10 protein-coding genes and 1 pseudogene are annotated in these 14556 nt (G+C 60.4%); 6 read left to right on the top strand and 5 right to left on the bottom strand.

Features of this window, described 5'->3' with window-relative positions; translation table 11 throughout:
* Positions 1 to 223: 223 nt before the first annotated feature.
* From B8746_RS17085 to B8746_RS06215, 5 genes are all read left to right on the top strand, one after another.
* Entirely contained in the window at positions 224 to 604 is a 381-nt protein-coding gene (locus B8746_RS17085) for a hypothetical protein (protein ID WP_158084549.1), read from the top strand.
* On the top strand, positions 586 to 1248 hold the full coding sequence (locus tag B8746_RS06230; RefSeq protein ID WP_158084548.1) for a YiiX/YebB-like N1pC/P60 family cysteine hydrolase: 663 nt from the start codon (positions 586 to 588) through the stop codon (positions 1246 to 1248). The genes B8746_RS17085 and B8746_RS06230 overlap by 19 nt, the downstream gene beginning before the upstream one ends.
* 273 nt (positions 1249 to 1521) lie before the next feature.
* A complete protein-coding gene (locus tag B8746_RS06225; protein WP_084392562.1) occupies positions 1522 to 3000 on the top strand; it encodes an Ig-like domain-containing protein in 1479 nt (492 codons plus the stop codon).
* Positions 3001 to 3117: 117 nt separating this feature from the next.
* Positions 3118 to 3420, top strand: coding sequence for a hypothetical protein (locus tag B8746_RS06220; RefSeq protein WP_158084547.1), 303 nt, complete (start codon positions 3118 to 3120; stop codon positions 3418 to 3420).
* Positions 3421 to 3483: 63 nt separating this feature from the next.
* Complete coding sequence (locus B8746_RS06215) at positions 3484 to 5640, top strand: TonB-dependent receptor domain-containing protein (protein ID WP_084392557.1); 2157 nt, start codon at positions 3484 to 3486, stop codon at positions 5638 to 5640.
* On the opposite strand, the pseudogene B8746_RS06210 reads toward B8746_RS06215, so the two are convergent.
* From B8746_RS06210 to B8746_RS06200, 3 genes and pseudogenes are all read right to left on the bottom strand, one after another.
* Positions 5637 to 6062: pseudogene (locus tag B8746_RS06210) on the bottom strand (carboxylesterase family protein); the annotation flags it as partial. The gene B8746_RS06215 and the pseudogene B8746_RS06210 sit on opposite strands and share 4 nt — an antisense overlap.
* Positions 6063 to 6339: 277 nt before the next feature.
* Positions 6340 to 8145: a ribonucleoside-diphosphate reductase subunit alpha gene (locus B8746_RS06205; protein ID WP_370236232.1), complete on the bottom strand. Its 1806-nt coding sequence runs from the start codon at positions 8143 to 8145 to the stop codon at positions 6340 to 6342.
* A 338-nt stretch (positions 8146 to 8483) separates the two neighbouring features.
* Positions 8484 to 9872 carry a serine hydrolase domain-containing protein gene (locus B8746_RS06200; protein ID WP_158084546.1) on the bottom strand — a complete coding sequence of 463 codons (1389 nt, stop codon included), beginning with the start codon at positions 9870 to 9872 and terminating at the stop codon, positions 8484 to 8486.
* Positions 9873 to 10116: 244 nt separating this feature from the next.
* On the opposite strand from B8746_RS06200, the gene B8746_RS06195 reads away from it, so the two are divergent.
* Entirely contained in the window at positions 10117 to 10434 is a 318-nt protein-coding gene (locus B8746_RS06195; protein WP_084392550.1) for a hypothetical protein, read from the top strand.
* Here B8746_RS06195 and B8746_RS06190 read toward each other — a convergent pair.
* Both B8746_RS06190 and putA read right to left on the bottom strand, forming a co-directional pair.
* Entirely contained in the window at positions 10431 to 11315 is an 885-nt protein-coding gene (locus B8746_RS06190) for a DUF3298 and DUF4163 domain-containing protein (protein WP_143434534.1), read from the bottom strand. The two genes, B8746_RS06195 and B8746_RS06190, sit on opposite strands and share 4 nt — an antisense overlap.
* 15 nt (positions 11316 to 11330) lie before the next feature.
* Positions 11331 to 14456 carry a bifunctional proline dehydrogenase/L-glutamate gamma-semialdehyde dehydrogenase PutA gene (gene putA / locus B8746_RS06185; protein ID WP_198943701.1) on the bottom strand — a complete coding sequence of 1042 codons (3126 nt, stop codon included), beginning with the start codon at positions 14454 to 14456 and terminating at the stop codon, positions 11331 to 11333.
* Positions 14457 to 14556: the final 100 nt, after the last annotated feature.

Raw genomic sequence — 14556 nt, 5'->3', positions numbered from 1 at the left:
GAGTCCCTGGTCCGGGTATTCATGCTTAACCTACATAGTTTTAATTCCACACACGCATTTTGGTTCCCGACTGTTGTATTTTCGCCGATTCTAGCCTGTCAGGTGCGTCAAAAATAAGGTTAACGCGTGCCGATTTTTCTTTAACCATCCCTTGTCCTGGTCGATTGCGTCCCGCGTCTGCGGGGTCTATTCCTGTAGCCCTCATTACGTTTGAGGGGACGCCATGAAACTTCACTTTGCCGCCGCCATCATTGCCGGCTGCTGTCTTGTGCCAGCCTGTGCAAGCACCGAGCCAGAACGCCTCGCCGACATTCAGGCGCGCGCACTTTCCGGTTGTGACGGCTCCATCCGCCGGTCACGCGCCGCCGGCGACTATGATTATGATCTGGGGACGTGCGAATGCGTCGCCGGGCGGATCACGACGCCGCTCTGGTCCGACGAAAACTCGTCCTATTCCGGCGCACCAATGCCGATCAAGGACGCGAAGGCCATCGCTGCGGCGATCAACAAGGGCGCAACCTTTGCCGAAGGTCTGGAGGAGGCTCGCAGCAAGATCAGCGTTCCATCGTCCAATTCGGTCAATACGTGTTTCGCCAAACGATAATCCTGCTCGGCCTCCTGGCCACAACGTGGCAGGGCAGCGCTGAAACCGACCCAGGCCGGACCAGCGCCATGCTGGATGCCATCTCACCCATCGCCCAGGAGGGCGACCTCCTCTTCAAGGGGGCGAGCACAGCGGTCTGGACCGAACTTGCCGCGCGCTGGTCAACCGGTGACAAGCGCTGGGGCCATGTCGGGATCGTCACGCACGTGCCTGAAACATGCTGCGCGCCGATCCTCGTTGTACACGCCGATACCGGCGATGGCGCCCCCGGCGAGGAAATTGGAGAAGTCCGCGCCGTCTCCCTCGAGACATTTCTCAGCGATGTCGACCAGGCAGGGCTTTACCGCCTCGACATGGATGGCGACGCGCGCCAGCGCATGGTGGAGTGGGTGGACGCGCAAGCAAGGGCGCGCATACCATTTGATCGCGGATACTCGATCGAGAGCGAGAACAATCTCTATTGCACTGAACTCGTCTGGCGCGGCATGTCCATCGCGCTCAGGCGCGATGCCATACCCGACAAGAGCCGGTCCATGGGCCGCACCTACATCGCCCTGTCCGACCTTTCGCTGCATCCGCTCGCGAAGGAAGTGGAGGTTCTAGACACATTCATCTCCGATCCTTCTCAATCCAGCGCCCGATGAAGTCGGCCGGCGCGGACGCAAACGGTTTCCGTTGAAATGAAATATCGGCGTCTCGGTATCCTATTCCACGGCAATATTCTTCCGCTTTCTTACAATCCGCTCTAGAAAACGGAACGTTTTTGCAAAACCCGTCCCGATCCACGACTTTGCAAACCTCTAGATTACAAATTGTCATGACTTGGGACCGTTGACACGCATCAATCGCGCACATCAACTGCCAGCTTCACTGCGGCTCAAGGCGTCAGTCAGGGTCGCACAGAAGGGGAGTATTCCATGACGTTTACAACCGGACGGCTGCTCGGTGCAGCTGCCATATCTGTGACCCTGTGCGGCTTTGCAGCTAACGCTCAGAGTGAGAACGCCAATCCGAACGCCCGCGCAAATGGTGTCTTCGCGCACTGGACGCAGGAACGGATCGACAGCGCGATTCCCCGCGACCTGGTCCTTGACCACAGGGGCGTTGCCTATATGCGCGACGCCAACGGCGTTTTGCGAGGCCACGGCCACAATCGTCCCTATGAACTGAAGGTCAAAGCGGTCAAGCCAGCACCGGCACCGCAGGCCAAACCACCCTCCAACAATGACACCACGCCTCCCACAATATCGGGCCGGTCGCCATCAGATGGGGCAACGATAGGAACAGCTCAGGTCTTTTCCGCCGAAGTGACGGATGCGAGCGGCGTAAAATCCGTGACCTTCAACATCAACTACACGGGAGGCTCGCAGAGCTTTTCCGGCACGCTGGTCGGCGGCGATACCTATGAGGTAAGCCTGTCCGGGTTCCCAACCGGCCCGGGAAGTTGGACGGTAACGGCAACCGACACCGCAAAACGCGGCGGCAATTCCGCCACATCCAGTTCTTATGCGTTCACGGTCGGCGGCGGCGGAGACCCTGGTCCGGGTGGGGATACAGTCGCCAACGAGCGCTGGAGCGACGGCGGGCCGATACAAGACGTGACGGGGCGCCTGCTCTACGAAATGCCGACCAATCGCCGTGGCACGCGCTGGGCCGCCTATGTCTGCTCTGGCACGGTTGCGACCGATGGAGCATCCAGCCGTTCCGTCATCATCACAGCCGCCCACTGCGTGTTCGATGATGTGAGCAAGAAATTCGCCCGCAACGTACTCTTCATCCCGAATCAGGACCAGACGACGGGCAGCGGTACTGACACCAATTGTGCGAATGATCCGGTCGGCTGCTGGGCACCCACATTCGGTGCGGTAGACGTCAACTGGACTACCCGCTCCTTCCCGGACAATATTCCTTGGGACTACGCATACTACGTCGTGGAGGATAGCGGCGCACACTCCGGCAGCGCATCGACGTCCGATGCCCTGGATACTGCCGTCGGAAGCCTCGGCATCGACTTCAGTCCACCCGCCGTCAATGACGGCAATGATGGTGCGACGTCCGCAGACTTTACCCATGCGCTCGGCTATTCCTATTCGGACGATCCGTATTTCATGTACTGCGCCGAAGACATGACGACCGAAGGCTCTGATAACTGGTGGCTGCCAGGCTGCGGCCTGTCCGGCGGATCGTCAGGCGGCCCCTGGATCCAGCCACTTAGCAATGGAACCGGGCCCATCATTTCCGTCAATTCCTGGGGCTATAATGGCTCACCCGGCATGGCTGGGCCAAAACTGAACGGAACGTCGGCGCAATGTGTGTTCGATGAAGCCGTATCGACCCCTTTCAATAACGTACTCACCGGCGACGGTCAGGCCGGCATCTCGGTCGACGGCTGCTAGGCTCAGTGCCGCCCTCTCAATTCGACAAAGCCCCGCGAGACATCGCGGGGCTTTTTTTGCAGGAGATGCGAAATTCCGAACTTGCGCCAGCAATACGAGTTGTTACTTCATAACCCCATGCGCGTGAGTTCAACGTCTTTCATGGTCAAGGCCGCGATTGCCGCCCTCTTCCTGTGGGTGCAGGGCGCTGCCTTGTTCGACGCTGCAGCGCATGGCGACCAACCGCACGACCATTATGGCATCAGCTGTGACCTGAAGGCCGTTGCGCATGATGTTGCGCCGCTGCCGCTCTCACCGGACCTGCCGGAACCACCGCGCTTTTTCGGGACCACTGAACAGCCCGTCTCGGATTATCGCGCCTGGTCGCGTCCACCCGGCCGTGCCCCACCGCCGCGAAGTCCGCCCGTCTTCCTTCAATAGTCGTTCAAACGCCCCGCCAACCGGCGCGGGCGATATTCCTGTTGATAGAAGAAAGACACCCTGATGAAACTCCAGACCCTGCGCCGCACGCTTGCGGCAACCCTGCTTGTGGGCACCTGCCCCCTGGCACTCGCACAACAATCCAGTCCCGACACGCCTGATGGACGCGATGAAAGACTATCGACTGTCATCGTCACCGGTGTGGGGCCTCAGCGCTCCACCGATGAGATGATCGGCAATGCCACGGCTGTTTCACGCGATGACATCGTACAGAACCTTCAAGCCTCGCTCGGCAACTCGCTAGACAGCCAGCCCGGCGTGTCCACCACCCATTTCGGACAGGCGGCGAGCCGTCCGGTGCTGCGCGGACTTGGCGCGGAACGTGTCCTGGTGCTGACCAATGGCATCGGCGTCATTGATGCGTCGGCCGCTTCGCCTGACCATCAGGTGGCCGCGGACGGGATCGACGCCGAAAAGATCGAGATCCTTCGCGGGCCGGCCGCACTGGCCTATGGCGGCCAGGCGATTGGCGGCGTGGTCAATGTGATCGACGGACTGATCGCAGAAGACCTCCCGGACGAGCCCGTATCCGGCGAGGCCTATGGGGCGCTCAACAGCGTGAATGATGGCGGCACCGAGGGCGGCGCCAAGGCCAAATTTGTTGCTGGCCCCTTTGTCCTTTCCCTATCCGGCAGTACACGCGATTTCGACGATTACGATATTCCGGGCTTCGCTGAATCGTCCCGCCTGCATGCCCTTGAAGAGGCGGAGCACGAAGAAGAGGAAGGCGAGGAGGAAGACCATGAGGAGCATGAGGACGTTCGTGACACGCTCGAAAATTCCTTCGTGGAAACCGACTCGCTTGCGGCCGGTCTCTCCTGGATTGGCGATTCAGCCTTCGTCGGGATTGCGATTCGCCAGCAGACGGCGCTCTACGGCCTGCCCGGCCATAGCCATGCTCATGAGCATGAGGACGAAGAAGAAGGCGAGGAAGAGGAGGAGCACGAAGAAGAATCACCCTTCATCGACCTAGAACAGACCCGTTACGATATCCGCGCGGGCGCCGACATTGATGCAGGCCCATTCACCCGCATTGCCGGCAATGTTTCGATCGCCGACTATGAACATGTCGAGTTTGAAGCGCCCGGCGAACCGGGCACCGTATATGAAAGCGATGGTACGGAAGGCCGCGTCGAGCTCGGAACGGATTTTGCCGGCTTTGAAGGCGCTGTCGGCATCCAGATGCTCGACAAGACACTCGATGCCTTTGGGGATGAGGCGTTCATCACGAAGACTGATACCAGATCGACCGGCCTGTTCGCCTATCAGACCCGCGAATGGGACAATGGTTTCGGCGTGGAAGGCGGTCTTCGCTATGACACGACTGAACTCGAAAATATCCTAGCCGGATCACGCGAGTTCGACCTCTATTCCGGGTCGTTCGGCCTCCACCAGCACTGGGACAGCGGCCTCTTCATTGGCGGCCAGGTCAGTTTGACGGAACGCGCGCCGAATGAAAGCGAACTTTTTGCTGACGGCGCCCACCTTGCGACGGCGCAATATGAAGTCGGCGACGACACGCTGGACAAGGAACGCGGCGTCACCTTCGAGGGAACGGTCCGCTGGCGCGGTGACAACGGCTTTGGATTTGGTGCGAACCTGTTCCACACCGAGTTTGACGGCTTCATCTATCTGGCGCCGGGCACAACGATTGTGGACGGCATCGTGGTCGATGAGGTCGACGAGCTGCCCGTCTACAATTTCGTGCAGCAGGATGCGAGCTTCACGGGCGGCGAGATCTACGCCGATTACGTCATGATGGACGGCGCACTTGGCGCGGACTGGCGCGCAGAGGCGAATGTCGACTTCGTTTCCGCAGAACTTGATGGCGGCGGAAACCTGCCGCTCATTCCTCCGATGACCTTCAACGCATCGCTGGATGCCGACTGGGGTCTCTGGAGCGCGGGCGCGGGCATCACTGTGGCAGCAGAACAGGATGAGCCGGGCGCGGGCGAACTTCCAACCGACGGCTATACCACGCTCGATCTCAGGACGGCCTTCTCGCTGGCCGAAGTCGGTGTCGGACAGGAGGGCACGGAGCTTTTCCTTGAAGCGCGGAACGTGACCGATGAGGACGTGCGCTACGCCACGTCCGTCCTCAAGGACACGGTCCCAGCACCGGGCCGGAATATTCGCGGCGGAATCCGCCTCGTTTTCTAGGCGTCAATTCCCTCCCAGAACGCCCTGATGTCGGCGCGCGGGTCATTCTCGACCCGCGTGTCGACGTCAAAAACCATGGTCGCACGCGCGTCCTGCGTATAGACAGGCCAGTCGGCCAGGCGCTCATTGTTCGGATCGCCCGTCGCGGCGAGCGATGTCCAGAGATTGAGCGCAAGGCAGTCCTCACCGAGACCCGAGGGGTGACGGTCAAACACGATGAGATCGCCATAATCGAAGCTGCGATTGCCCGGCATTTGCGGCGCAGCATCGCTGAAAGCAAGAGCTTCCTTTACGCCCGCCCACTTCTCGACAGGCTGGGGCGGCATGAAACGATTGGTACCACTGGTCGGTGCACCATAGCGAATGCCCATGAAGCTGTGCATGCCACCAGAACGGGCACCTATAAGCTTGCCGTTCGACGTCTCGACGACCGGGAAACGCTCACGGCGAGCCCAGGCGGGGCGCGCGAGCGTTCCAACCCCCGAGCACGGAGGCTGACGACATCAGGAAAACGCGGCGATTGAGTGAGAAGTCAGGTTTCACGGGCTGGGCCTCCCAAGGCGATTATTGTAGTTAACTATCATTCTGTCTCACGGATTACCCACAGACAACTGGAGCGCTTGTCAGAATCCTTCCCGGCCAAAAGAAAACCCCGGCCACCGGGGCCGGGGTTCGCAGTCTCATCCCTAAGACTGGTGATTACTGACAGGCGAGGCACTCGTCATAATCGGTCTTTGGCACTTCCATGCCTTGCGCCTTTTCCTTGTCGGCGGCGCCTGCAAAGCCTGCGCGCTGCACCGATTTGGAGCGACAGTAATAGAGCGACTTGAGACCCTTCTCCCACGCCGTCCAATGCAGCATGTGAAGGTCCCACTTGTTGATATCTGCCGGCAGGAAGACGTTCAGCGACTGGCTCTGGCAGATGTAAGGCGTGCGATCTGCGGCCAGTTCGATGATCCACCGCTGGTCGAGCTCGAAGGCCGTCTTGAAGACAGACTTCTCATGCTCGTCCAGGCAGTCGAGATGCTGGACGGAGCCTTCATTCTCAAGGATCGAGTTCCAGGTCTCGTCAGTGTCCATGTCCTTCGAGGCGAGCAGCTTCTGCAGCTGCTGGTTCTTCACCGTGAAGGAGCCAGACAGCGTCTTGTGCGTGTAGACATTGGCCGGGATCGGTTCGATGCCTGCCGACGTGCCGCCGCAGATGATCGAGATCGAAGCGGTTGGCGCCACGGCCATCTTGTGGCTGAAGCGAGCCATCATGCCAGCATCGCGGGCGTCTTCACAGGGCCCGCGCTCCTTGGCGAGCTTGACCGAAGCCGCATCCGCACCAGCACGGATATGCTTGAACATCTTCTCGTTCCAGACTTTCGACATCGCGCTTTCGATCGGCACGTTCATCGTCTGCAGGAAGGAGTGAAAGCCCATCAGGCCGAGGCCAACAGAGCGCTCGCGTTTTGCCGAGTAGACCGCGCGGGCCATCTCGTCCGGCGCGCGGTTGATGAAGTCTTCGAGCACATTATCGAGGAAGCGGAAAATGTCTTCCAGGAAGTCCTCATTCTTCGACCACTCAAGGAACTTCTCGGCATTGACCGATGACAGGCAGCAGACAGCCGTGCGGTCCTCGCCATTATGGTCGACACCGGTTGGAAGGGTGATTTCCGAGCAGAGGTTGGACTGGTGAACCTTGAGGCCGAGCTTGCGCTGGTGCGCTGGCATGGCGTTGTTCACCGTATCCGTGAACAGCAGGTATGGCTCACCAGTCTGGATGCGCAGTTCAAGGATCTTCTGCCAGATCTTGCGGGCATTGACCGTGCGCAGCACTTCACCAGACTTGGGCGAGCGCAGGCCGAACTCGGCATCATTGCGCACCGCTTCCATGAACTCATCGGTGATGTTGATGCCATGGTGCAGGTTGAGGGACTTGCGGTTGAAGTCACCCGAGGCTTTGCGAATTTCGAGGAATTCCTCGATTTCCGGGTGGTGGATGTCGAGATAGCAGGCAGCCGAACCACGGCGCAGCGAGCCCTGGCTGATCGCGAGGGTCAGAGAGTCCATCACGCGGATGAAAGGAATGATTCCGGAAGTCTGTCCGTTCTGGCCGACTTTCTCACCGATGGAGCGGACATGGCCCCAATAGGTGCCGATGCCGCCGCCATTCGAGGCGAGCCAGACATTCTCGGTCCAAGTCTCGACAATGTCGTCGAGCGAGTCGCCAACCTGGTTCAGGAAGCAGGAAATCGGCAAGCCGCGATCTGCGCCGCCATTCGAGAGAACTGGCGTCGCCGGCATGAACCAGAGATTCGACATGTAGTCATAGATGCGCTGGGCGTGATCCTGGTCGTCGGCAAAGGCTTTCGCGACACGGGCGAACATGCCCTGATAGGTTTCACCCGGCAGGAGATAGCGATCCTCAAGCGTCTTCTTGCCGAACTCGGTGAGGTTGGCATCGCGCGCCGGGTCGATCTTGATTTCCCAATCGGTGACAAGCTTCAGGTCCGGCTTCATCTGCCCCTTAGGCTTGCCCCGGCGAAGGGCGGCTTTCGTAGTGGTGGCAGCATTGCTCGCAGACATGTCAAAACCTCTCAGACGGCCCAATAAATATAGGGATCTAGCCCCTCAAGCGCCATATGCGGTGCTTCAGCCCTTCCCCAATACTAGATATAGTGGTCCTAAGGTTAATGCTTGGTCAATGGGGGTTCCCGAAGATTCAACACCTAAGCCGTGGAAAACCTGTAAACGGAAGGTTAACACACCCGCCCCATGCCCGCCACAATTGGACTTCCGCCGTACACAGTTTTTCACCAGCCTGTGGATTGGAATGAAAAAAATTTCAGGGTCCGGCCTCAGGGCATGTTCGCATTATCGGGAGTCGATGCGAATCGGGTTTCGGGGAACATGGAAGCGAGCTTCTGATTCCACTGGAAGAGCGCCGGCCAGTTGTTCCCACCGTTCCGCATGAGGCCCAGACGAACGATGACGAGGTCGCGTGATGGCACAACATATAGTGTCTGCCCTTCATGGCCTTCGGCGGCGAAACTGTCCCAGGGTGGTGATGTTCGAAGCTGGTAGTCAGGCGAAGGCTCTTCGCCCCCGGTGGTGATCCACCAGCCCGCGCCATAGACATTGCCATCATCACCGAGCGCGCCAGTGCGGGAGAAATCCACCCAGCCTTCCGGCAGGAGGCGATCGCCCTCCCAGACGCCGTCGCGCAGATAGAGATATCCAAACTTCGCAAAGTCCCGCGCCGAGGCCCAGACGAGCGAGCCGCCGAGAAAGTTTCCAGCGGCGTCGAATTCCGGCTGGGCGTCCATTCCCAGTCTATCAAACAGCCGCATGTGCCGACCAAGCGCGCATGGCCCCTGCTGCATCACCGGAAGGGGGTCTGACATTTGACCCTCGGTGGCGTTCATGACGCCTGACAAACAGCGCTCGATAAATTGTACCGACGTCGGCGTCAGGTCCTCAGCCTCTACGATTGGATCTTCGACCGGTTTGACGTTCTCGGTTGAGCGAGACAGCTCAAGCAGAGCCCGTCCAATGAGGTGAAACCCAGCCGTCGAATAGTTCCAGTGCATGCCGGGTTCATGGGCGGGCGGCAGCTCATCGACGATGTACTGGATAACGTCATACCGGCCCGGCCCATAGGTCATCTGGATGACGTCATTCTCCGCCATTGTTTCCGCGCCGATCTCCAGATAGTCGAGCCCGTCCGTCATGGTCAGCCACTGGCGCCAGGTGATCTCTCTACGCGGATCATCCTCGGCGAAGGGCGACGGCATGGGATAGTCGATGTCATCGATGAGGCCGAGTTGCACCGAGCGTCCCACAAGCGCGCTCGTGATCGATTTCGCCATCGACCATGACACCTGTTTGGTGTCCGGCCCGAAGCCATCGCGATACGCCTCCAGCACCAGCTTGCCGCGATGAATGATGACCACGGCGCGGGTCTCTCCCAGCTCGTCGCCTCGCTGGCGTGCCATGACGTCGTCGACATGCGCCTGAACATCAGCGGCAATCTCCTCCGGCAGCGAGCCCACCTCCCAGCCCTCAGTTGGCCAGGCCAGTCCCTCAGGCTGCGGCAGCAGCGCGACAAGGTCTTGCGCGGACGCCGTCGCCCCGCATGCCGACCAGACAAGCAGACCTCCCAGCAGCCTCATGGTGAGCGAAGTCGAACCACGAAGCGGATATCTGTCACGGGACCGCCTCAATGCGGCGTCTCGCTCGACGGGCATTGCCCGTCTGAGCGCCCATCTCCAACCCGATCCACAGGCGAATCTGTCGAGGCCGGGAGATGGATCCTCAGACCGTTTCGCGGTCGAGGATGACGCTTCCTCGGAAGCAGGCCCTCCTGGTTCGACTTCGCTCACCATGAGGGCTCCGTTGCAGGAGGATACCGTATGCCCGCTCATTCCAAACCACTTGCCGAACATGGCCGCGCTCCCTATCCCTTGCGTCAGCGGACACTAGAGGCAGGCCATGAAACTCGTCAAAGCCTTTGCGGTCATGACCATTGCTGCCGGCGTGATGGCGGTGCTGGTCTGGCAGTTCTGGCTGAAGGATCAGGTGGCGTTCGGCAAGGTCGCTACGGCCTACGGCGCCAAGATGGTGTGCTCATGCCGCTTCGTTGCCGGGCGCGAGATGGCGAGCTGCCGTGGGGATTTCACCGACGATTTCAGCGCCATCACCTTCACCGAGCAGGACCAGTCGATCAGGGCGAGCGCTGCATCCGGTTATGTGAGCGCGACGGCTTTTTACGAACCGGGCCTTGGCTGCACGCTCAGGCCTTCGACCTAGGGGGCGAGAAGCTCTCCGCCAAAATCCTCGCCATAGGCTTCGCCGAGAAAGTCCTCGAACTCGCCATAAGGCAGTGAGACGACGTACACCCCTTCGGCGTACGCGCCGACTTCATAAGGCGCGAAGTGGTAGACAATGCCTCCAGCCTTGTCCGGCTCGGTGGATGCGGCAATGCTGAAATGGTCGAACAAGGCAGATCCGGCCTCAAGCGCCGGATCGACCCATGTTTCGAGGATTTCCTCATCGCTGGACTCGGTATCACCGAGGCGTTCGCGCTTCTGGGCCAGCAATCTGGTTTTCAGAAGGTCCGAGATTCGCGCATGCGCCGCGTCAGCATCATCGAATATGTCTTCGAAACTGACGGGCTGATCGGCCTCGACATCCCAGTTCACCTTGTCGAAGGACAGGTTGGGATGCGCGCCGCCCGTATAGATCGTGTAAGTGCCAACAAAGCCGGTGAGGACGCCTTCTGTGGGACCGCTTCTCTTCCAGACAACATCAAGGGCGTGCGGGCGAAATTCGAATCCCTCATTGCGGGCGGATTCCTGATCGGCTTCGGCGGCTGCGATAAAGGCCTCCGTGCCCGCATTGGCGCGTGCGCTCAGCTCATCGCGCAGGTTTTGCGGAAGGGAGTCGAAATCATCCGGCATGGTGACGTTGATCGCCGCCGCCTGGCTGCCATTGACGATGGCGATCCCTTCGCCGGGAGGCGTCGCGAAGGCGTTGTCGAGATCCTGGGTGCCGACGGGGCGTTCGTCGACCCGCGTTGACGGGGGAGCTGGCTCATTTGCCGGTTCCGCGCCACAGCCGACTAGTAGCACGATGCCCGCAGACAGCCACGCGAAAGTCGGCGTCCAGTTCGAAACGCTTAAGCAGTTCACAATCCAGGCCCTCTGTCACAGGCTCAGGAGTTCCGGATCACCCCCCTGAGCCGTGATATTCACTGTTAACACACGTTCTGCCGCAAATCGCAACATGTAATGCGGTCCGCCGGCCTTCGGCCCGGTCCCGGAGAGACCTTCACCGCCAAAAGGCTGCACACCGACCACTGCTCCTGTCATGGATCGGTTAACATATGTGTTACCGGCATGGACGGCGGCCTGAACCTTTTTCGCGAAACTTTCCAGACGTGAATGGACGCCAAGGGTGAGGCCATAGCCCTTTGCCTCGAGCGCCGCGCCCACCTTTTCGATATTGTCAGGATCATACCGGACAATGTGCAGGACGGGGCCAAAGGTCTCCTTCTCGATCTGGTCGAGCGAGTCCAGCTCGATCACGGTGGGCCCGAAGAAGTGGCCGCCAGAGGGTGCGTCGAGCTGCTTGATGAGCGTCGCCTCTTCCTTCATCCGCGCGACATAATCAACGAGGATACCAAGCGCGTCATCATCAATGACCGGCCCCACATCCGTTTCGGCCTTGCCGGGATGGCCGATCTTGAGCTCATCCATCGCCCCGCACAGGCCCTCGATCAGCGCATCCGCCGTGTCGTTGGGCAGGAACAGGATACGCAACGCCGAACAGCGCTGCCCCGCAGAGCCAAAGGCGGAGACGATGACATCATCGACCACCTGCTCGCGCAGCGCCGTCGTGTCGACAAACATGCCGTTGAGACCGCCCGTCTCCGCAATCAGCGGAATGATCGGCCCCTCACGCCCCGCCAGTGTCTTGTTGATGATCCGGGCCGTATCGGTGCCGCCGGTAAAGCACACACCTGCCACACGCAAATCGCTCGTCAGTCGGGCACCGACCGTCTCGCCGCGTCCTGGCAGGAGGTGTAGCGCCTCGCCCGGCAAGCCGGCGGCCTGCCAGATACGCACCGCCTCATAGGCAATGAGCGGCGTCTGTTCGGCCGGTTTGGCAATGACGGTATTGCCTGCGCCGAGGGCGGCCGTGATCTGGCCCGTGAAAATCGCAAGCGGGAAATTCCAGGGCGAGATGCAGGCGAAGACGCCGCGTCCGTGCAGCGAGATATGATTGGTTTCCCCGGCTGGCCCCGGAAGGCGGGTGCGCCCCTCGAACTTCTCTTCCGCCTGAACCGCATAATAGCGACAGAAATCCACCGCCTCACGGACCTCTGCAATGCCGTCCCCGAACGTCTTGCCGGCTTCTTCGGCGAGGATCGCACAGAGGCGGTCCATATTGGCTTCCAGCGCGTCTCCCATGTCGGAGAGGATTTTTGCGCGCGCCGCGCCGCCAAGGCGGTCCCATTCGGGCTGGAATTTCACGGCAACATCAAGGGCGGCGTCAACGTCGGCCTCGCCCGCATTGAGCACTGTGCCGATCTTGCGGGCCGTATCGAAAGGCGCAAACACATCTGCGCCGCCTTCCGTGGCCGGTTTCCCAGAGATTATGGGGCCGGCCGCCAGCGGGCTCTCCTTTTCCAGCCGCGCGACATTCTCTTCAAGGACGCCCCGCTCACCTGACTGAGAAAGGTCCACGCCAATCGAGTTCTTGCGCATCGGGCCGTAAAGGCGCGGAGGCGTCGGGATGCGCGGGTGCCGGCGAGGACCTGCCTCCACCTTGGCAATCGGATCGTCGACAACCTTCTCCACCGGCACATCCGGGTCGAGGAAGGAATGGACAAAGCTTGTATTTGCGCCGTTTTCCAGCAGGCGTCGAACAAGATAGGGCAGCAGGTCCTTGTGCGCGCCAACCGGCGCATAGACGCGGACCTTGCTGCCTTTTTCGGCTGCCGCGTAGAGCGGCTCACCCATGCCGTGCAGGCGCTGGAACTCGTAAGTCTCGACACCTTCCGCCTCGGCCATCATCAGGATGGTTGCAAGCGAGTGGGCATTGTGGGTTGCAAACTGCGGATAGATGCGCGGGCTGGCCTGCAGAAGGGCATGCGCGCAGGAGAGATAGTTGAGATCGGTATTGTGCTTGGTGGTGAAGACTGGGAAGTTGCGCATCCCGTCTTCCTGGGCATGCTTGATCTCGGTGTCCCAATAGGCGCCCTTCACAAGACGGACCATCAGACGCATGCCGGTCTCGCCAGCGAGCCTGGACAGCCGCTCAATGACGAGCGGACAGCGCTTCTGATAGGCCTGCACGGCGAGCCCGAGCCCATCCCAGCCCTTGAGGCTCGGCTCCCGCATCAACCGCTCCAGCAGTTTGAGCGAAATCACCAGCCGGTCGGCTTCTTCCGCATCGAGGCAGAGATTTATATTGTGGCCAGCCGCCTGCTCGCAGAGCGCTTTGAGCTTTGGATAAAGCTCTGCCATGACGCGGGCTTCGTTGACCGCCTCATACCGCGGATGCAGCGCCGACAGTTTGACCGAAATGCCATTCTTGTTCTCAGGCGGTGTCGCTTTGTCGCCATGCTGGCCGACTGCATCGATTGCCTTCGCATAGGCCTCGTAATAGCGCTCGGCATCATCAGCTGTCCGGGCCCCCTCGCCCAGCATGTCAAAGCTGAAATTGGCGGCGTCCCCGGACTTCACCATCTTGGAACCACGCCGCAGCGCTTCCTTGACTGTCCGACCGAGGACGAACTGTTCGCCCATGATCCGCATGGCCTGCATCATGGCAGTGCGGATGACGGGCTCGCCGCTCTCGCGGATCAGCCCTGAAATGAATGCTGACGGGCCTTTCCGGGCGTCCGACGGCGCGCCGATCACCTTGCCGGTCAGCATGAGGCCCCAGGTCGAGGCGTTGACCAGCCAGCTGTCGGACTGGCCCTTATGGGCACCCCAGTCGCCCGACCGGATCTTCTCGGCAATGAGATCGTCGCGGGTTTCAGCGTCAGGGACACGAAGCAGGGCTTCGGCAAGGCACATCAGCGCCAGCCCTTCCGAGTTGGACAGGCCGAACTCCTCCAGAAAGCTTTCCATCATGCCCTTGGGACGGCCAGCGGCACGGGCGATCTTCACCAGCTCCCGACCGCGCCGCACGGCGCTCGCCCGTGCACGCTCGTCGAGCGGCAGTTTCTTCAGGATATCGGCAACGAGCGCTTCCTCGTCGGCGAATTTGATCTCGTCGATCTCGTCCCAGCCTGTCATCACCTTCTCTCCGAAATCTGGCATGCTCTAGTCTCCTGTCGAAAGCGCACTCAACCAGTTTCACATACAACAGTATGGCGGGTTTACGCCTGCTCGAATACACCTAAAACTGTCTCGATCGGGC

This window comes from Henriciella pelagia (genome assembly GCF_002088945.1).
GTDB lineage: Bacteria > Pseudomonadota > Alphaproteobacteria > Caulobacterales > Hyphomonadaceae > Henriciella > Henriciella pelagia.
This window is presented reverse-complemented; position numbering and strand designations above follow the sequence as displayed.

What these genes read in the sequence shown, in the direction of transcription:
- B8746_RS17085 (WP_158084549.1), top strand. Translation starts at nt 224, where the DNA reads ATGAAACTTCACTTTGCCGCCGCCATCATTGCCGGCTGCTGTCTTGTG.
- B8746_RS06225 (WP_084392562.1), top strand. Translation starts at nt 1,522, where the DNA reads ATGACGTTTACAACCGGACGGCTGCTCGGTGCAGCTGCCATATCTGTG.
- B8746_RS06220 (WP_158084547.1), top strand. Translation starts at nt 3,118, where the DNA reads ATGCGCGTGAGTTCAACGTCTTTCATGGTCAAGGCCGCGATTGCCGCC.
- B8746_RS06215 (WP_084392557.1), top strand. Translation starts at nt 3,484, where the DNA reads ATGAAACTCCAGACCCTGCGCCGCACGCTTGCGGCAACCCTGCTTGTG.
- B8746_RS06205 (WP_370236232.1), bottom strand. Translation starts at nt 8,145, where the DNA reads ATGAAGCCGGACCTGAAGCTTGTCACCGATTGGGAAATCAAGATCGAC.
- B8746_RS06200 (WP_158084546.1), bottom strand. Translation starts at nt 9,872, where the DNA reads ATGCCCGTCGAGCGAGACGCCGCATTGAGGCGGTCCCGTGACAGATAT.
- B8746_RS06195 (WP_084392550.1), top strand. Translation starts at nt 10,117, where the DNA reads ATGAAACTCGTCAAAGCCTTTGCGGTCATGACCATTGCTGCCGGCGTG.
- putA (WP_198943701.1), bottom strand. Translation starts at nt 14,456, where the DNA reads ATGCCAGATTTCGGAGAGAAGGTGATGACAGGCTGGGACGAGATCGAC.